Source organism: Persicimonas caeni, assembly GCF_006517175.1.
Lineage (GTDB): Bacteria > Myxococcota_A > Bradymonadia > Bradymonadales > Bradymonadaceae > Persicimonas > Persicimonas caeni.
The window spans coordinates 6,122,436-6,141,055 of the sequence record NZ_CP041186.1 but is presented as its reverse complement, the minus strand read 5'-3'; the positions used below and the strand labels follow the sequence as shown (position 1 = coordinate 6,141,055).

Annotated in this window: 17 protein-coding genes; 9 read left to right on the top strand and 8 right to left on the bottom strand. The window is 63.8% G+C overall.

Annotated features, from left to right (window positions below; all coding sequences use genetic code 11):
* Positions 1-2: 2 nt before the first annotated feature.
* The gene (locus FIV42_RS22750; RefSeq protein WP_141199915.1) at positions 3-1,136 is read right to left on the bottom strand and encodes a ribonuclease D; all 1,134 of its coding nucleotides are present in this window, start codon (positions 1,134-1,136) and stop codon (positions 3-5) included.
* A gap of 213 nt (positions 1,137-1,349) precedes the next feature.
* On the opposite strand from FIV42_RS22750, the gene FIV42_RS22745 reads away from it, so the two are divergent.
* Positions 1,350-2,180, top strand: coding sequence for a crotonase/enoyl-CoA hydratase family protein (locus FIV42_RS22745; protein ID WP_141199914.1), 831 nt, complete (start codon positions 1,350-1,352; stop codon positions 2,178-2,180).
* 6 nt (positions 2,181-2,186) lie between these two features.
* Here the strand turns inward: FIV42_RS22745 and grpE are convergent, their stop codons facing one another.
* From grpE to FIV42_RS22730, 3 genes are all read right to left on the bottom strand, one after another.
* The gene (grpE, locus tag FIV42_RS22740) at positions 2,187-2,960 is read right to left on the bottom strand and encodes a nucleotide exchange factor GrpE (protein WP_141199913.1); all 774 of its coding nucleotides are present in this window, start codon (positions 2,958-2,960) and stop codon (positions 2,187-2,189) included.
* A gap of 315 nt (positions 2,961-3,275) precedes the next feature.
* Positions 3,276-4,763, bottom strand: coding sequence for a serine/threonine-protein kinase (locus FIV42_RS22735; RefSeq protein ID WP_141199912.1), 1,488 nt, complete (start codon positions 4,761-4,763; stop codon positions 3,276-3,278).
* 112 nt (positions 4,764-4,875) lie between these two features.
* Positions 4,876-5,841, bottom strand: coding sequence for a transposase (locus FIV42_RS22730; RefSeq protein WP_141199911.1), 966 nt, complete (start codon positions 5,839-5,841; stop codon positions 4,876-4,878).
* Between the two features lie 282 nt (positions 5,842-6,123).
* Between FIV42_RS22730 and FIV42_RS22725 the strand changes: the two genes are divergently transcribed.
* Both FIV42_RS22725 and FIV42_RS22720 read left to right on the top strand, forming a co-directional pair.
* Positions 6,124-7,197 carry an MJ1255/VC2487 family glycosyltransferase gene (locus FIV42_RS22725; RefSeq protein WP_141199910.1) on the top strand — a complete coding sequence of 358 codons (1,074 nt, stop codon included), beginning with the start codon at positions 6,124-6,126 and terminating at the stop codon, positions 7,195-7,197.
* Positions 7,198-7,282: 85 nt separating this feature from the next.
* On the top strand, positions 7,283-7,915 hold the full coding sequence (locus FIV42_RS22720; RefSeq protein ID WP_141199909.1) for a hypothetical protein: 633 nt from the start codon (positions 7,283-7,285) through the stop codon (positions 7,913-7,915).
* On the opposite strand, the gene FIV42_RS22715 is transcribed toward FIV42_RS22720, so the two are convergent.
* Both FIV42_RS22715 and FIV42_RS22710 read right to left on the bottom strand, forming a co-directional pair.
* Positions 7,910-8,791, bottom strand: a complete 882-nt coding sequence (locus FIV42_RS22715) for a CheR family methyltransferase (RefSeq protein WP_141199908.1) — start codon at positions 8,789-8,791, stop codon at positions 7,910-7,912. The two genes, FIV42_RS22720 and FIV42_RS22715, sit on opposite strands and share 6 nt — an antisense overlap.
* Positions 8,784-9,308, bottom strand: coding sequence for an SRPBCC family protein (locus FIV42_RS22710; protein WP_168210870.1), 525 nt, complete (start codon positions 9,306-9,308; stop codon positions 8,784-8,786). The genes FIV42_RS22715 and FIV42_RS22710 overlap by 8 nt, the downstream gene beginning before the upstream one ends.
* A gap of 167 nt (positions 9,309-9,475) precedes the next feature.
* On the opposite strand from FIV42_RS22710, the gene FIV42_RS22705 reads away from it, so the two are divergent.
* The 6 genes from FIV42_RS22705 (at position 9,476) to FIV42_RS22680 (ending at position 16,124) form a co-directional block, all read left to right on the top strand.
* Positions 9,476-10,708, top strand: coding sequence for a BaiN/RdsA family NAD(P)/FAD-dependent oxidoreductase (locus FIV42_RS22705; protein ID WP_174769525.1), 1,233 nt, complete (start codon positions 9,476-9,478; stop codon positions 10,706-10,708).
* Between the two features lie 122 nt (positions 10,709-10,830).
* Positions 10,831-11,787: a DUF808 domain-containing protein gene (locus tag FIV42_RS22700; protein WP_141199906.1), complete on the top strand. Its 957-nt coding sequence runs from the start codon at positions 10,831-10,833 to the stop codon at positions 11,785-11,787.
* A 101-nt stretch (positions 11,788-11,888) separates the two neighbouring features.
* Complete coding sequence (locus FIV42_RS22695) at positions 11,889-12,632, top strand: phosphatase PAP2 family protein (protein ID WP_141199905.1); 744 nt, start codon at positions 11,889-11,891, stop codon at positions 12,630-12,632.
* Between the two features lie 93 nt (positions 12,633-12,725).
* Complete coding sequence (locus FIV42_RS22690) at positions 12,726-13,418, top strand: hypothetical protein (protein ID WP_141199904.1); 693 nt, start codon at positions 12,726-12,728, stop codon at positions 13,416-13,418.
* Positions 13,419-13,512: 94 nt separating this feature from the next.
* Positions 13,513-15,204: an AMP-binding protein gene (locus tag FIV42_RS22685; protein WP_141199903.1), complete on the top strand. Its 1,692-nt coding sequence runs from the start codon at positions 13,513-13,515 to the stop codon at positions 15,202-15,204.
* 170 nt (positions 15,205-15,374) lie between these two features.
* On the top strand, positions 15,375-16,124 hold the full coding sequence (locus FIV42_RS22680; RefSeq protein WP_141199902.1) for an SDR family NAD(P)-dependent oxidoreductase: 750 nt from the start codon (positions 15,375-15,377) through the stop codon (positions 16,122-16,124).
* Positions 16,125-16,334: 210 nt separating this feature from the next.
* Here the strand turns inward: FIV42_RS22680 and FIV42_RS22675 are convergent, their stop codons facing one another.
* Both FIV42_RS22675 and FIV42_RS22670 read right to left on the bottom strand, forming a co-directional pair.
* A complete protein-coding gene (locus tag FIV42_RS22675; protein ID WP_141199901.1) occupies positions 16,335-17,963 on the bottom strand; it encodes a BamA/TamA family outer membrane protein in 1,629 nt (542 codons plus the stop codon).
* A gap of 177 nt (positions 17,964-18,140) precedes the next feature.
* Positions 18,141-18,353: a cold-shock protein gene (locus tag FIV42_RS22670; RefSeq protein ID WP_141199900.1), complete on the bottom strand. Its 213-nt coding sequence runs from the start codon at positions 18,351-18,353 to the stop codon at positions 18,141-18,143.
* Between the last annotated feature and the right edge of the window lie 267 nt (positions 18,354-18,620).

Here is an 18,620-nt window from a genome sequence, read left to right as displayed (position 1 = left end):
ACCTAAGAAGCCCTCTCGATGACCTCGAGGATCTCTTCGCCGAACATCTCACGATGCCAGGGGAGGATTCCAGCAAAGGCGTCGAGTCCCTCGACACAGGTCGGCGGGTCCTCGGCCACGTCGAAGAGCGTGGCGTTGGTGGCGATGAATTCACCGGCGAGGTCGAGCGACTCGGAGGTCTCGTTGCGCCAGTCCTTGAGCGCCGAGTAGCGGCTGCGGTGGGCGTTGCTCAGACGCGGGCGCGACTTTCGGGGCGGCCGCTCGGGCGGCGGCTCACAGTGCTGGGAGCGCTCGAGCGCCTCCAAAATGCGCTCGCCGTGCGCCTCGATGGTCTCGTCGGGCAGCCGACGGATAGCCTCGAGGTCGGCGATCGTCTGCGGACGGTCGCGAAAGATCTTTCGCAAGGCGGCATCGGGGAAGATATGCAGCGCGGCGCGATTCTCTTCGGTACAAATCTCGTGGCGCAACACGTAGAGCTCGCGCAGACACGCGCGCTGCTCGCCGTCGAGATTCTTGCGCCGGTCGATCTTTCGCCAGCCTTCCTCGTCGAATGGCGACGGCTCGTATTTGGTGATGGAGGTGACGTAGGCACATTGCTGGTGGAACGGCTCGAGCCACAGCGCCGCTTCGAGTTCGGGCAAAAACCGGTCGCGCAGCGCGAACAGGTCGGCGACGTCGGCCGCCGCATACTCGCGCGCCTTGGGCGGAATCGGACGCGTGGTCCAGTCGAACGTCGAGTACTGCCCCGGCTTATCGCCGATGATCTCCTCTTGCAGCCAGCTCAAGCTGTTGCGCTCGTAACCCAGAAATTTGGCGGCAATCTGGGTATCGAACAGGTTCGAGATGATCACGCCGTAGTCGCGATCCATTTCGAGAATGTCGTTGCGCCCGGCGTGCAGGATCGTGACCACGGAGGGGTCACGCAGAAGCTCGAAGAGCGGCTCGAGCTCGTCGGCGTCGAGCGCCAGCGGGTCGATGAGCGCGCTCGACTCGCGCGAGCCCACCTGGATCAGGCAGACCTGCGCCTGATAGGCATGGAAGTGGTCGCTCTCGGTATCGAAGGCGATGACGTCGCCTTCGATCTGAGCGCAGAAATCTCGAAGTTGCTCGGGCTGGTCGATCCAGAGAGTGCGCATACTGCTACTTCGTGCGGTGAGGCTGGCTTGTACTGCTTGCGGCGCCACTATGGCACAGCAGGAGTAACCGTCAACGCCTATATAAGTGACATTCGGGTGCCAATAATCCACCCCGCGTCTGCACAGTGAGTCTTTGCGCGAGGCGCTCACCGTGTATCATCCCGTGACACAAGCAGAATCGGAACCCCAACAACGCAGAGCCAGGAGATAAAAATGGAAGAATTCGGCGATTTGAAATCTTTGGCAGTCTCTCGCGACGGCGCCATCGCTACCGTCGAGCTGATCGGCCCGGGCAAAGGAAACGCGATGGGCCCCGACTTCTGGGCCGAGACGCCGGGCGTGTTCGACGCGCTCGACGCGGACGACTCGGTGCGCGCGGTCGTGGTGCGCGGCCGCGGCGACCACTTCACCTACGGGCTCGACCTGAAGGCGAGCGCACAGACGCTCATGCCGATGATCGCCGGGCAGAACTTGGCCAAGGAGCGCACCGAGCTGCACGCGCTCATCCGCGAGTGGCAGCAGGCGTTCACCTCCATCGCCAAGTGCCGAAAGCCGGTCATCGCGGCCATCGACGGCTGGTGCATCGGCGGCGGCGTCAACATGATCGCCGCGTGCGACGTACGCGTGTGCACCGCCAATGCCAAGTTCAGCCTGCGCGAGCCGCGCATCGCGATTACGCCCGACGTGGGCGCTCTGCAGCGACTGCCGGGCATCATCGGCGAAGGCGCCACGCGCCTGATGGCCTTTACGGCAGGCGACTACGACGCCGAATTCGCCGAAAGAGTCGGACTCGTCGAGCAAGTCTTCGCCGACCGCGAGGCGCTCGACGCAGGCGTCGAAGAGATCTGCAGCCAGATCGCCGCCAACGCCCCGTTGGCCGTCCAGGGTGCCAAGCGCGTGCTCAACTACTGCAAGGACGCCTCCGAAGAGGCGGGCCTGGAGTACGTGGCGACCTGGAACAGCGCGTTTTTGCAGTCGAAGGACCTGGGCGAGGCGTTCGCGGCGTTCGCCCAGGGGCGAGATCCGAATTATGAGGGGCATTGAGCCGATTCAGCGAGCCACGACGACCTTGGCGGGTCGCACGAGGGTGCCGTCTTCGAGTTGCAGGCCGTGGCGCTCGACCTCGACGATGTGGCCCTTGTCGACTCCGTCGGCGTCGACCGTTTGGATGGCTTCGTGGATCTTGGGGTTCATGCGCTCGCCGGGCTCGCCCAAGAGCGTGGCGCCCTCGGCGCGGAAGAACGCCATGAGCTGGGAGCGGATCGCCTCGAGGCCCCGGCGCCAGGCGGTGTCGGCGCCGATGTCGAGGCCGCGCTCGATGGAGTCGAGCACGGCGCCCAATCCGGCGAGGATGCGCACGCGCTCGTCGCGGCGGGCGTTGTCGACGGTACGCTGGGTGCGCTCGCGCACCCGATCGAGGTCGGCTTCGAGTTCTTCGATACGCTGACTCAAGCGTGCGACGAGGTGCTCGGCAGGGGTCTCCTGGTGAACCTCTGCCCGCTCCTCGTGTGATGTCTGCTCTCCCTGCGCGTCTTGCTGCTCCTCCGGTTGGTGCTCGCGCGGTTGCTCCGCAAGGTCGGCCTGCTCGGCAAGCTCGGCGCGCAGCTCGCGGGCCTCGCGCTCGGCCTCGGCGACGCGTCGGCTCAGCGCAGCCTGCTTGGAATCGGCCGCCTCCACGGCAGATTCGAGCCGGTTGTTCTGGCGGCGAAGTTTCTGGACTTCGGCCAACAGCTCGTCTCGCTGCTGGGCAATTTGGCGGGCGACGTCGAGCGGAACGTAGCGGGAGCCCGATCCGCGGGGGCGCTTATCGTAAGGAAAGACCATGGGTTGTGTACCTCTTACTACTCGAGCCAGTGCTCTGTCTTACGCGAAGCAATCTTAAACACCGTACGCAGAAATGCCCAAAAACGCCAACTCACGCCACGAATTCCCGCACCGCAAAAATGGTCTCAGACACCATGTAAGTTGTTTTTCGCGCGGCCGTCTCCGCAGCAAAAACGATCTCAGCAAAAACGGTCTCAGACACCATGTAAGTCCAGTAAAAATGGCCGCAGACACCACGTGCAACCGTCTCAGGGACCATGTAAATCAATCGAGAGGCGCATCATTGTGGGGAGAAAATGCTCTCGGGAACGTGGTTCACTTCGCGGTGGCGGCCTTCTTGGGCTTGTCCTCCGCCGGGCCATCGCCCTCTCCGACGGGCACCGACAAGTCGGCCTCATCGGACCAAGGCCAAACGTACTCGGCGTTCTCCGAGCCCGGACCGGCGTATTCGTAGGCCAGCTCGTACTCGGACGACAGCAACCAGGCCGCCACGCCGCCGGCGGCGAGCACGAGCACCAATAACGCCAAGACGAGCTTGCCTTTGGACTTGCCTTTGGCCTGGTGGGCAGGCACCGGGTCGGCGGCCATGGTGTGGACGTCCTGTTCGGCGGGCCGCTCTTCGACGACGACCTCTGCTGCCTCGGTGGGCGCCACGGCCCGGGCCTCGTCGACCGGCTCGGAGGGATCCGACGTCGCCTCGGGCACTGGAGCGCGCATGCCCGTCGAGGCCGAACGCACGGCTGCGGCGGTGACCGGCTCGAGAATCCACGGCGAGAATCGTTCGTCGAATGCCTGGTCGACGTCGAGACGGACACGCGCGTTCTCGAGCTCGTTCTGGACATCCTCGAGACGATCGCGCACTTCGAGAACCGATGCGGGGCGCTGGTCCGGGGCCTTGCGCAGCATGTCGCCCACAAGATGCACGAGACTCTCGGGGACGTCTTCGGGGCCCAGCAGGTCACGGACCTGCGGCGCCGGACTCTGAACCTGCGCTAGGGCAATTTGCATGGCGGTGTCGCCGTCGAACGGCGCCTGACCGACGAGCATCTGGAAGAGGATGATGCCGAGCGCGTAGATGTCGGTACGCCCGGTCATCTCGGCGCCCTTGGCCTGCTCGGGGGCCATGTACTTCGGGGTCCCATAGACCATGCCGGTCTTGGTGAGCTTGGTATCACCGCCGACGGCCTGGGCGATGCCAAAGTCGAGGACCTTGACCTGCAGTGAGCCGTCGGAGGTGACGACGAGCATCAGGTTTTCGGGCTTGAGGTCGCGATGGACGACGCCGTTGGCGTGCGGCTCGGAAAGCGCGGCGCATACCTGCAGGGCGATCTCGACGGCGAGCGCGACACGCAGACGCCCTCCCTCGAGCAGGCCGGCCAAGTCGCCGCCGTCGAGCATCTCCATGACCAGGTACAGAAGGTCTTGGTGAGGGTCCTGGCCGAAATCGACCAGCGTCACGATGTTGGGATGCTTGAACCCGGAGATGACCCGCGCCTCGCGCAAAAAGCGCTGGATGAACTCCTTGTTCTTGCCCACCGCGCGGTGCAGCACTTTGAGGGCCACGGGCCGGTCGACCGACAACTGCACGGCCCGATACACCTTGCCCATGCCGCCCTCGCCAAGCACCCGTTCGATGCGAAAGCGCCCATCGATCTCGGTGCCGATCAACGGATCGTTGTCCTTCTCGGCGGCGCGATAATGGTACAGCTTTGTGCCGTCTTCGGGGCAGGCGTTGAAGTGGCCGTCATACTCCGTACCGCATTCGGGGCAGTAGGCGACCATGTCGTCTTTTTCGTCCACCATCACAACTCCGGTCTCCACGGGGTGCTCTACCGTAATAACACGAGCCGCGCCCAAATTCACGATTATCCGAACACGATGGTAGGCACTTTGCGGATCGACGGTGGGGGTCGTCCTAGGCTGGCTTGGGCGGCACGGTCATATTGAACTGGGCCTTGCACCCGTAGCAAAACTGGTAACCCGGTGGAATGGTCCCCTCGGGAAACTCGATATTCGTCTTTCCCTTGCGCCACCTCCCTACTGCTTTCTTGTAAGCGTTTGTCACTGCCCGGCGCTGCTCGCGATACTCCTTACGCTTCTCGAGGTCGCCGCCGTGGCACAGCGGGCGCGGGGCCTTCTTTGGTTGGACGGGACGCTGCCACCACTTCTTGGCGAGCACCTTTTTGGGGCCGGGGCACTTGAAGCCGCGCTTGTCGTGCAGGTGGCGTGCGTGCTCGTGACATTCCTTGCGCACCTTCGCGTGGTACGAAGCGTCATCGAGGTTGGCCCACTTGGGGAGCTTGGCCAGCTCGAGCGGGTAGCGCACAGTCGCCATCTCGATGAGTTCGGCCTCGGTCTTGTCTTCGTTCTTCTTTTTTCGCTTCTCACGCCAGTACGTCTCGCGGTCGACGACCTCGCCCCAGAGCGGCTCGCCGCCGTTGTCGTGGATATCCCACGAGCAAAGCCCCGGCCACAGCCTTGGGTGACGCACCAGGTCTGACTCAGATGGATTGCACACCGTATAGCGCAAACGCTCTATCATGGCGTCGTCGTCCAAGATTTCGATGGCGGTGTAGCGACGTTCCCAAAAGGTGCCGGTGCGTCCACGTAGCGCATTGATCTTCTTGGCGAGTTGGGCCTGGAAGTCACGCATGAACAGGTGAAGCTGCAGCGACTTGCAGCGCGCGATGATGTGGAAGTGGTTGCTCATAAAGCAGAACGCGAAGATCTCGACGCCGTAAATCCAGGCGTACTTGGCCAACAGCCCCAGAATGATCTTGTTGACCTCCTCGCTGGGCAACAGCCCGTAGAACTGCTGGTGGGTACGGTTGCAGATGTCGTAGAACGCGTCCGCCTTTTGCTCTCGCAGTGGGTAACCCATGTCAGCCTCCGTAGGTAAAGGTAGTCAAACATCCCTCATTACGGTTTTCGGCAGAACGGGCCATTTCGTTGCGTGTTGGGGCAAAATTTCTTGCGAAGGAGCGACCAAATGGACGCCCCAAGATCGCGCTCATACGCCCATGAATGCTACACAACACGGTGTCTGAGACCTTGTTTTGGGTGGGTTGAGATCGGGGGGTGATTTCTGTTTTGTAAGGATGGACTTTTCAGCGTCGCCGTCGTCTGAAACACTGCGCTCGACAGTTCTACACGTGAGGTTGTTTTGAAGATTTTGTACGGCGTCGTCGGCGATGGCATGGGCCACGCCATTCGCAGTTCGGTCGTGGTCGAAAAGCTTCGGGCCGACGGCCACGAGGTCCACCTGGTCGCCTCCGGCCGCGCGGTCGATTACCTGCGCGAGCGCTTCGGCGACATCAGCGAGATCTGGGGCCTCTCGATGGTCATGCAGGACAACGAGGTCAAGAAGCGGCTCACCGCTCGCCACAACCTCAAAGGGGCCTTGTCGGGCTTCCCAGACAACGTGCGCCGCTTCTTCGAGGTCGAAGCGAAGTTCTCCCCCGACGCCGTCATCAGCGACTTCGAGACCTGGAGCTGGGCGTTCGGCAAGATGTACAGCGTGCCCGTGATTTGCCTCGATAATATCCAGATCATCAACCGCTGCGAGCACGACGACGACATCATTGCCGGGCTCGAAGACGACTTCCAGCTAGCCAAGTCCGTCGTCAAGGCTCGCACCCCGCGCGCTGCCCACTACCTCATCACCACCTTTTTCCATCCGCCCCTGCGAAAAGAACGCACCACGCTCGTGCCCCCGATCCTGCGCCCTTCGATCGTCGAAGCCGAGCCGTCCGACGGCGATCATCTGCTGGTCTATCAGACCTCAGAGACCTTTCAGACCCTGCCGGCGATGCTCGAGCAGCTCGACGTGCCCGTCTACATCTACGGCCTTCGCCGCGACATCACCGAGGACCAGGTCGAGGGCAATCTCACCTATCGCCCCTTCAGTGACACCCAATTTGTCGAAGATCTGGCCAGCTGCCGCGGTGTCATCGCCTCGGCAGGCTTTACGCTGGTGGGGGAGGCCGTGCACCTGGGCAAGCCGTACCTGGCGACCCCGGTGCGCAGCCAATTCGAGCAACTCATGAACGCGCGCTACCTCGACAAGCTCGGCTACGGCACCTACTACGAGGAACTCGACGCGGCCGCCATCGAGCACTTTCTCGGCAAGCTGCCCGACTACCGGGCTGCTCTGGCCAACTACGAGCGACAGGACAATCAGCAGACCTTCGACCGTCTCGACGAGCTGCTCGATCAGTGCGCCGCCGGCCTCCTGTGACGACCATGCAACGAATTTTTTCCCCGGCAGCACGTCCGATCCTGTGACGCCTGTCGACTCAGACACTTCAGACCCGAGCAACGCCATGCCGTCTCCCATCAAACTTCTTCTGCTCGCCAGCTTTATCCCGCTCATCGCCTGCGCCGGCCCGTCGGCCGCCCCCGACGAAGCGCCGGCCCAAACGGCCGAAACGAGCCAAGATATGACCCCAAAAACATCGGAACAAGAACCGTCAGAAAAGGTCCCTGATACCGCTACCGAGGCACCCTCGAGCCAGGCCTCGGCGCGCGCTCGCATCTACGAGCCGCTGCCCGACACCTACGAGGACACCCTCGCGCTCACCCAAGGCCGCGAACTCCCGCTAGAGGACGTCGCCATCGAGGGCGCCATGGCCACCGACCTGCCCGAGCCGGGCATGTACTACATTCCGTCGGCCAACATGTTCCCTGAGAAGCTGGTCACGCCGAACGTCGATTTCGCCCAAAAGGACGTGCTGCTCGCCATCGAAGGTGCCGGCAGCAGCCTTCGCAAGATCGTCATCGCCTCGGTCATCGAGACGCACGCCGAAATAATCGTGGGTGTCAAGCTGACGGGACCCGGCGCAGGCTGCCCGGTGACCAAAGATCTTCGACCGATCATCGACGCCAAGTCGATCCCCGCGACCGAAAAGCCCGTCCGCTTCCAGATCGCCGACGAGCGCCAGGACTGCGATTCATGAGGTAAGCCGAAAAACGCGACGGCCCTCGTTCCAAGGCTCGAACGACCGACGGCTCTCAGAGACCGTGTCGTGGCACTCAGGGACCATGTCGCGGCTCTCAGGGACCATGTTGTAGCCCTCAGGGAGCGTGTCGTGGGCGCCCACGACCAGCGCACCCCGCGGCACCAGGCGCTCGCCGATCGCGTCGAGCACCGCCATCTGCGTGTCGTGGTCGAAGTACATAAACGCCAGATTGCGGCACAAGACCACATCGAACGGCCCGTCGGGCTGCGTCTCGCGCACATCTTCGAGGCGCAGCTCAACCCGCTCGCGAAACCGGGCGCCCAGGCAGTACTCACCCTCGACCGGCTCGAAGGCCTCCTCGCGCCAACCCTCCGGCAACTCCGCCAAATTTCCCTCCGGATAACAAGCCCGCCGGGCTCGCTCGAGCATGTGCTCGTCGGCGTCGGTGGCCACGATGTCCAGCTCGAGCTCCCCAAAACGCTTCGCCAACTCGAACTCCCACACAAGGCTGAGCGTGTACGGCTCCTCGCCCGACGCACACCCTGCACTCCACGCCCGCAGCCGCCCTCTCCCCTGCCTTTTGGCCGCCTCGGCGAGCTCCGGAAGCACCGTGCCGCCCAAAAACTCGAACACGCCACGGTCACGGTAGAACCGCGAGATGGTGATGTGGCACATCTCGTCGAGCACAGCCCACTCTGACTCGTCCTCTTCGAGGTGTCGCTGATACGCGTCGAGACTCCCCACGCCCAGCTCGGCCATGCGCCGGCTCACGCGCTTTTTGGCCTGCCCGCGCACCTTGCGAAACCCCGCCCAACGCATGCCCATCTTCGGCAGCGCCCATTGCAGGAAATAGACAAAGTCGCGGTCATCCATCCTTATGCCTGTTCGGTTGGGCGCGGCTCGACTCGTCCTTCCAATTCGGCGGGACCGCCGACGTCTGGTCTCCCTCGAGTTCCGCGGCGGTCTTCTCGTGGCGGTAGTTGAACATGCGCTCGAGCATTCGACGCGCAAACCAACTTCCGAAGACCTCGCCCAACTTGCCCGCCGGAAGCTCGTAGTCGATGGAATCGCGCAAGATGGCCCCGCCATGTCCGTCGGGCAGGAACTCGTGGGTGTGCGTCCACGACTCGAACGGCCCGTGCACCTGGTCGTCGACGAATTGGCGCCCCTCGACAAAGTCCTGGTGCCGCGCCACCCACCGCACCCCGATGGGGCCGGCGTAGACCTTCATCAACAGCACCGCGCCCTCTTTGAGCTTTTTGGGTCGCTCGAGCACCTCGACCTTTTGCCAAGGCGGCACCAGTTTATCGAAGGCGCCCGGCTGCATATGCCACTCGTACAGCTTCTCAGGGGTCGTGTTGATGCGCGTCTCTTTGACAAATCGTTCCATGATTCGCTCCGTCCGATTTCGACCGACAGGGAAGGGTCTTTGTCCACACTGGCTAAACTTAGACGCCAGAACTCGCCTTGGCGTAACGCGAGGCTTGCCTCGACGACCCACCATTCGCTAAGCCATACGCTGACGCAGGTGCGCATGCAGCGAGAGATTCAACAGCTATGACCGACATTTGGGACGCAATCATCATCGGCGGCGGTGCCGCCGGTTTCTACGGGGCCATCACGTGTGCGAACGCCCTGCCCCGCCGGGCTCGTGTGCTCATCGTCGAGCGCGCGCGGCGAGTGCTCCAGAAGGTGAAAATCTCGGGCGGTGGGCGCTGCAACGTCACCCACGATTGCTTCGACCCCAAGCGCATGGCCACCCACTACCCGCGCGGCAACAAGGCGCTCATCGGCCCGCTGCACCGCTTTGGCGTGCGCGAGACGGTGCGCTGGTTCACCGCGCGCGGCGTCGAGCTCAAGACCGAGGCCGACGGGCGCATGTTCCCGACGACCGACGACTCCCAAACCGTCATCGACTGCCTTCAAGACGCCGCCGATCGAGCCGGCGTCGAGCTGTGGACCTCGGCCGGCGTCGAGGCGATCACCCCGATCGACGAGGGCTTCGAACTCGCGCTTCGAGACGGACGCACCGTCCGAACGCGCACCGTCCTGCTGGCGACCGGCGGCACCCGCTCCACGAGCGGCGCGAGCCTCGCCCGAAGCCTCGGCCACGAGTTGATCCCCCCTGTGCCGTCCCTGTTCACGTTTCACATCGATGACCCGCGCATCGAGGGCCTGCAAGGCCTGTCGGTCGACCACGTCGAGGTCGAGGTCGTCGGCGAGCCGTTGGCGAACGACGGCCCCCTGCTGGTCACGCATTGGGGCATGAGCGGACCGGCGATCTTGAAGCTGTCGGCGTGGGGCGCCCGCGAGCTCCATGCGCTCGATTACACCTTCGATCTCCAGGTCAATTGGCTCCCCGGCGTCGACTGTGAGCAGCGCTTCCACAAGCTGCGCGCCGACTGGGGCAAGCGCCAGGTCGGCTCGCGCTCGCCGTTCGACCAGCTGCCCAAGCGACTCTGGGAGCGGCTGGTCGACGCCGCCGAGATCGATCCCGAGCGCCGCTGGGCCGAGTTGTCCAAAAAGAAGAGCCGCGCGCTGGGCCGCCACCTGACCCGCGCCGAGTTCTCCGTGACCGGCAAGAGCACCAACAAAGACGAGTTCGTCACCTGCGGAGGCGTCCCCACCGACGAGGTCGACATGCGCACCATGGAGAGTCGCATCACTCCGGGCGTCTACTTCGCCGGCGAGTTGCTCGACATCGACGGGGTCACCGGGGGATTTAATTTCCAAAACGCCTGGACCACGGGCCACCTCGCCGGCCAAGCCATGGCCGAAGCAGCTGGCTAATCCGACTTTCCGGGGTGATCCGACTTTTCGTCGCCCGCTCTTTGCGTCGCGGCCCACTCCGTTATAAAAAAGCCCACCGACGAAGAAACTGGTTCACCAACTGAGACCCAACGGACCGCAGCATGGCCGGCACAAGCTTACTCGCACTCATCGACGATATCGCCACTCTCCTCGATGACGTCTCCGTCATGACCAAGGTCGCCGCCAAGAAGACGGCGGGCCTCGTGGGAGATGACCTCGCCGTCAACGCCGAGCAGGTCACCGGGTTTGCCGCCGAGCGCGAGTGGCCGGTGATCTGGGCGGTGGCCAAAGGCGCGACGCTCAACAAGATCATCCTCATCCCGGCCGCGCTGCTCATCAGCGCATTTCTGCCGTGGGCGATCGTGCCGCTGTTGATGCTCGGCGGTGCCTTCTTGTGTTACGAGGGCTTCCACAAAGTCCACCACAAGTTGTTCCACCACGAGGAGGAGAAGCACGAGAAGGAAGACCTGCGAAAGGCGTTTCGCGACCAGAAGGTCGATCTGGTCGCTTTCGAAGAGAAGAAGATCAAGGGAGCCATCCGAACGGACTTCATCCTGTCCGCCGAGATCATCGTGATCGCCCTCGGCGCCATCGCAGGCCCCTTGTCCGAGAAGACCTACCAGTTCGGTGGGATGAGCGAGGCGACGAGCGAGCTCCTCGTCGAACTCGGTGTCCTCTCGGTCGTCGGCCTGGGAGTCGTGCTCGTGGTGTACGGCCTGGTCGCCGGAATCGTCAAAATCGACGACCTCGGTCTCAAACTCTCGAAGCGAGGCGGCGGCATCGGCAGCTTCGGCGATTTCCTGGTCGACGCCGCCCCCAAGCTGATGAAGGGCCTGGGCATCGTGGGCACCGTCGCGATGTTTTTGGTCGGCGGCGGCATCTTCTCGCACAACATCGAGCCGATCCACCACCTCTTCCACGACATCGCCCACGCGACCGGGCCGGCTTCGGGCGTCGTCGCCATCCTGCTCGACGGTGTGCTCGGGGTCATCGCCGGCGCGCTCATTCTGGCGGTGGTCGTCGCAGGCAAGAAGCTCTACGACAGCGTGCTCGGCTAGCCCCGCTTCGGCAAGCGTCGATTCGACAGGCGGTGAGTCGCGCCCACAATTGGGACTGCACGCTCGCCCTTGTCGAAGCTCGTCGAACCGATGTGCGGACCATGTCCACCACCCAGCCTCACCCCACCGATGACCGTTGGGCGGCGACCTCGTTCCTGAGCCGCTGCAAAGACCGCTTCCTGAAGGGGTGGCACGACCTCCCCGAGGACGCCGCCAAGCACTGGCTGATCGTCTTTGCCGGCGGCTTTGCCCTATGCCTCGTGCTGATGGGCGGCATGGCCAGCGGAGTCAAAGCGCTCTCCGGCGGCACTCACTTTGCCTGGGAGCCGAACCTGTTGCGTTGGTTCGAAGACAGCGTGCCTGCTGCTGCAGCCCAGTGGATGAGCGTATTGGGCAACTCGATCATGCTGTGGCCGATGATGATCTTCGCTGCGGGCATGGCGGCCTGGCGAAAAAAGCCGCTCACCGCCCTCTCCATCTTTCCTGGCTATCCGGTTACCCAGCTCATCGTCTTCGCCGGCTGGTGGGTCTGGAGCCGCTCCTCGCCGACCTTTTTGGCGACGAGCTCCACGGCCAAAGCGTTCAACGCCTTCCCCTCGGGCCACGTCGCCCACGCCGTGTTCGCCTTCGGCATCCTCAGCTACCTGTGGTGGAGAGTCAGCGACCGTCCCGGCGAAAAACTCGTCGCCATCCTCGTGTGGATCGCACTCGCCGGCTCGGTCTCCTGGGGCCGCGTGGCCACCGCCGCCCACTGGCCCACCGACGTGTTGGCCGCCTGGGTGATCGGCCTGGCCTGGCTGCTCGTTCAGGTCGTCGCGCTGCGCATCGCCGAGCCGCGCTCTTGATTTCTCGAACGTCGCGTTGGCATCGCATCAGACGCGCTATACAATCCGCGCTCGACCCGCTTTGCCAATACTGACTTTCCGAGGAGTCTTCTCATGACCGTTCGCTCGCCGTTCACTCGCTCTGTCGTCGTCTTAACGCTCGCGGCCATGGCCATCGGGCACCTCGCGGGATGCGCGTCCGACTCGAGCGCTGCCAATCAGCAATCCGAGACGCAAGCCGAACGAGTTCCACAGGCCAACGCGAATGCGCAGACAAGCCCGACAGATACCGACGGAGGCGATCGACACGAGGTCAGCGCCAAAGAGCTCCTGCTCGACCGTCAGGACCTCGATCGACTGAACCAAACTTTGTTGGAGCAATACGAGTCCTCCGAACTTGCCTCCACATGGGCCCAGCAGACCGACAGCGGCAACAGGCCCCTGCTCATCTTTGCTCCCTTCGCCAACGAAACTGACGCTCCGGTGGGTGCGTCGATCGATGCCATCGTGATGAAGCTCGAGACGCAGCTGGTCAATCGACCGGAGTCCGGTGTCATCAGCCCCGAAAACGCCTCCGAGCTCGTCGCTGTTGCCTTCCAGCAAGAGCCCGACTCCGAGCTCGACGCGCTCGCCCTGTTTGGAAAGCAAGCCAAGGCCGACTACGTCGTCACTGGGAGAGTCTCCTCGGACGCCAAGCCCGAGCCGCCGACCCGCCGCGTCACCTACACCGTGCAGATGTATGTGCTCGACGTCGACACCAAAGCGATCGTCCACGAGACGACCACCACAGTGACGAAGCCGAACTGATGCGACCGCGTACTCCCTTGTCGCGCGCGCCTTCGTGGGTAGCTTGTGCGCCACAAGAAGATGCTTCCCGCCGTGACGACAGGAGTACGTACGCATGCAAGAAGACCACTCGTTCGCTCGCGCCCGCCAACTTCTCCTCGACCAGCGCACGGACTACGACACCGCCCGTGCCGAGTTCGAGTGGCCCCGACTCGACACCTTCAACTGGGCGCTCGATTGGTTCGACCCCATGGCCGAAGGCAACGATGAGCTCGCGCTCTTGGGAATTGACGACGACGGCACGCAGCACAAAGTCACCTTCGACGAGATGCGCCGCCGCTCGAATCAGGTGGCGAATTTTTTGGCCGATCAGGGCATCGAGCGCGGTGATCGCGTGCTGCTGATGCTGCCCAACGTGGTGCCGCTCTGGGAGGCGATGCTCGGACTGATGAAGCTCGGCGCGGTGACCATTCCGGCGACGGTCTTGCTGACCGACGACGACCTCGCCGACCGCCTCGAGCGCGGCGAGGTGAGCCACGTCATCGTCTGGCACGAGGAGACCGAAAAATTCGAGGAGTTGCTCGACGAGCAGACCCGCATCAGCGTGGGAGGTGAGGTCGACGGATGGCAGCGCTTCGAAGGGTCGACCCGAGCCGACGCCTCCTTCAGCCCCGACGCCGACACGCCGGCCGACTCTCCACTGTTGCTCTACTTCACCTCCGGGACCACCGCCGCGCCCAAGCTGGTGATGCACACCCACCAGAGCTATCCGGTCGGGCACCTGTCGACGATGTACTGGCTGGGGCTACAGCCCGGCGACAATCACCTCAATATCAGCTCGGCGGGGTGGGCCAAGCATGCGTGGAGCAGCTTCTTTGCCCCCTGGATCGCCGGCGCCACGGTGGTCTACCTCAACTACGATCGCTTCGACGCCGACTGGGCGCTGCAGACCATCGCCGACTGCAAGGTCACCTCGATCTGCGCGCCGCCGACCGTCTGGAGGCTGTTCATCCAGCATGACTTGGGCGGCTACGACGTCAGCCTGCGCGAGATCGTCAGTGCCGGCGAGCCGCTCAACCCCAAGGTGATCGACAAGATCGACGAGGCCTGGGGCTTGCGCCCTCGCGACGGGTACGGGCAGACCGAGACGACCGCCCAGATCGCCAACACGCCCGACCAGCCCATCAAAGAGGGTTCGATGGGCCGCCCCCTCCCCGGCTACGATATCGTGCTGCTCGACGCCGACGACGAGCCCATCGACGGCCCCGGCGAGGGCCAGATCGCCATTCGCCTCGACCCCGCCCCGGTGGGTTTGATGGCCGGCTATTACGGCGATGAAACCAGCAGTCGCGAGAAGGTCGGAGGAGAGTTCTACCTGACGGGCGACGTGGCCGAGCGCGACGAAGACGGCTATATCACCTACGTGGGCCGCGCCGACGACGTGTTCAAGAGCTCGGGCTACCGCATCAGCCCCTTCGAGCTCGAGAGCTTCATCATCCGCCACGAGGCGGTCGCCGAGGCCGCCGTCGTCCCCAGCCCGCACGCCACCCGCGGCGAAATCCCCAAGGCCTTTTTGACCCTCAAAGAGGGCTACGAGCCGGGCGAGGAGGTCGCCCGCAGCATCTTCGCGATGATCCGCGAGGACCTCTCCGGCTACAAACGTATTCGTCGCATCGAGTTTCTCGAGCTGCCCAAGACCGTCTCCGGCAAGATCCGACGCGTCGAGCTTCGCCGCAGCGAAGTCGAACGCGGCCCGGAAGGCGAGCAGCGCGACAACGAGTTTTGGTACGAGCAATTCCGCGACTGAGTCCGCGACTGAGTCCGCGACTGAGTCCGCAACTTCCACCACAGAGGCAGCGCGTCGAGCGCTGCCTCGCCTCCCCACACCTTTTCCGCAACGCGACGCCCATTCTCTGCATCCCACTAACGAGCCGAGTATTGCGGCGGCTCACCATAATTTTAAAGAGGGAGGAGAAGATGGCATCCACACTCAACTCGAAGGTCATCGTCGTGCTCGGCGGGACCGGCGGTATCGGCTCGCAGTTGTGCAGGGACCTGCGCGAGGCGGGGGCTCGGCTGGTGATCGCCGGGCACCACCAGGACAAGGTCGACCACCTGTGTCGCGAGCTCGACGCCAAGGGCTTCCAGCTCGACGCGACCGACGCCGTGCAGGTCGATGACTGCTTCGACTTCGCCATGCGCGAGTGCGACCGCATCGACGGCGCGGTCAACTGTGTCGGCTCGGTCTTCTTGAAACCCGCGCACCGCACCAACCCCGACGACTACCATCGTGTCGTGGCCCTGAACCTCGACACGGCCTTCTTTACGGTGCGCTCGGCGACGTCGCGCATGCAGAATGAAGGGGGTTCAATCGTGTTGGTCAGCTCCGCGGCCGCCCAAATCGGGCTGGCGAACCACGAGTCGATCGCGGCCGCCAAGGCCGGCATCATCGGGCTCACCAAGGCGGCCGCGGCCTCCTACGCCAAGCGTGGGATTCGGGTCAACTGCGTGGCCCCGGGGCTGGTCGAGACGCCCGCCTCCGAGCAGATCACCGCAAGCGAGAAGACCAAGCAGTACTCGCTCGACATGCACCCGCTGGGCCGTATCGGCAAGGCCGAAGACGTCGCCTCGGCGATCACGTGGCTGCTCGACGGGCACAACGACTGGGTGACCGGGCAGGTGCTCGGCGTCGATGGGGGCCTCGGCATGCTCAAGGCGCATACTTGATTTCGATTTCGAGGGCAAGATGCCCCCGCACCGATTTCGAGGGCAAGATGCCCCCGCACCGATTTCGAGGGCAAGATGCCCCCGCACCGATTTCGAGGGCAAGATGCCCCCGCACCGATTTCGAGGGCAAGATGCCCCCGCACCGATTTCGAGGGCAAGATGCCCCCGCACCGATTTCGAGGGCAAGATGCCCCCGCACCGATTCCCGGCTCAGTAGATCTTCCAGAACCTCAGCGAAAACCGCCCGGTGGTGTCGCCGTCGCCGCGCCAGCCGAAGTGGTAGTACAGGTTGAGCTGGAAGTTGCCCAACAGTTGCAGGTGCAAGCCGGGGCCGCCGGAGGCGTACAGCTCGAAGAATTGGTCGCGGGTCTGGCGGTTGTGCAGGTTGGCGGCGGCGGCCGAGCCCGACACGCCCGCCTTCACGAGGTCTTCGTAGAGCGACAGGCGGTACTCGGAGCCTACCGCGAAGAGGCGTCGGGCGAACTCGTAATCGCCGGGCACCGCCCGGATGACCTGCGAGGCGATGGGATCTTCGTCGTACCATTCGATGCCGTCGCCAAAGAACCCGAAGTAGTTCGCCCGCAAAAAAAGCGTGTCGTAGTCGAAGCCCCAGGCCTTTTGGTAGTCGCCCTCGAAGCGAAGCCACAGCCCCTCGTCGACCGAGCGCGCCTCCAAGATCGCCTCGAGCAAGTGCAGCTTGTCCTGGCGAAAACCGACGCGGTCGATGAGCCACTCCAGCCCGATCTGGCCGACCGGATAGCTTCGGGACTGCTCGACGACGAACGCCGGGGTGTTCTCGCCGGGCTCGAAGTCGAGCAGGTTATCGTAGCCCCAGCCCACGCCCGGCGCGATGACCAGGTCGTAGCGCGGCTCGAAGCCCACCAGCGCCACCGCGTCGGTCTGCAGGTACATGTAGCGGGTCAGATCGAGCGTCTCGCGCTCGAGGTTGTCGACCTGCCCGTCGATATCGATCGCCGGGCGCACCGACTCGTCGAGCTGCTCGGGCGCGGCGTAGAACAGCTCGGCCTCGGCGCCGGTGAACCACTCCTCGCTCAACCCGCCCACCTCCAGCTCGACGCTGTAGCGGTCGGCGGCGAACAACAAGTCGGTGTCCGAGTAGCCCACGGCGACCTCCAGGCCGTAGGGCCCGATGACGTCGACGCCGAAGTCGACGCCCCGGCCCCACTCTTCGCCCACCGCGATGACCCGCAGCGAGTAGCGATCTTGGGCCTCTCGCCAGATCTTTTCGGCCTCGTCGGCGCCCTCGCCATTTGCGCCCCCGTCGGACAGGGCGGCGACCAGCCGCCGCTCGAGGTGCTCGGGCGCCTCGGCCTCCTTTTCGACCAGCTCGGCGTCGAGGCGCTGCAGCCCGTGCTTTGCGCGCAGCCGCTCGAGCTCGCGCTCGAGGTGGATCTGGTTGTAGATGTCCTGGGGGAGATCGAACTCGAGCTGCATCTGCGCGGTCTTGGTGGTGCCCGCGCCGGTAAAGAAGACCTCGTCGATCTTGCCCTCGTCGACGAAGAGCCACAGCTTGCCGCCGTAGATCACCGCCTCGACGCGGGCCAACGTAAAGCCGGTGTCGACCAGATAACTCTGCAGTTGGCGCTCGGCCTTCTGGGCCAACGCTTCGGTGGGATAGGGAGCATAAGGTAGGTCGAGCTCTTTGCTGAGCACCGGGTCGAGCAGCAGTTGGTTGCCCAAGATAATGACCTCGAAGCCCTCGGCGCGCACCGGCTGGTCGACCTCGGTCATGGGCGCACTCTGCGCCTGCGCGACGAGCGGCGCGAACAGACCGATCGCCACCACGACTCCGATAATGTAGCGGTGCCATAGACGCATGCTTCCCCCAGTACCCAGCCTCACACTGCAGAAACTAAGCACATCGAGGCGCATCGTGACGTTCCAGCAGGGAGCGGAACGCAAAAAGCCCCGGCCATCCCTTGCGGGACGACCGGGGCTTTTGAAGGTCTCGACGACTACCGTATCAGGGCATCCGGCGAGTTACCTCGTCGCGGTTCAGAGCTGAACCACGTTAGCGGCCTTCGGACCTTTCGGGCCGGGCTCGACGTCGAATTCGACGGCGGCGTCCTCGGCGATGGTCTTGAAACCGGTCTGCGCGAGCGCGCTGAAGTGCAAGAAGACGTCTTCACCACCGTCATTGCGCTCGATGAAGCCGTAGCCTTTGTCTTCGTTGAACCACTTCACTTTACCTTCGACTCTGTTCGACATGCTTTGTCCTGTGTACTCGGTGCTTCATTCATGAATCCCCGACCCAGCTCTCTAACGGAGCCGATCGAGGGGCAAATTGCGGACACTCGAATCCATCGAGCACCCGTCTCTTGGGGCGCCAGCTCACTGTGGAACTGACCAATTTTGTCCAGGCAAATCTACTGACGAAGGGAGGAAGGTGCGAACACCCAAATCCAAACACTACAGACCGCGTGAAAAAAACCGGAAACCAAACAATAAGGTAGGCTTTCCTCGAGATGTTGGCGG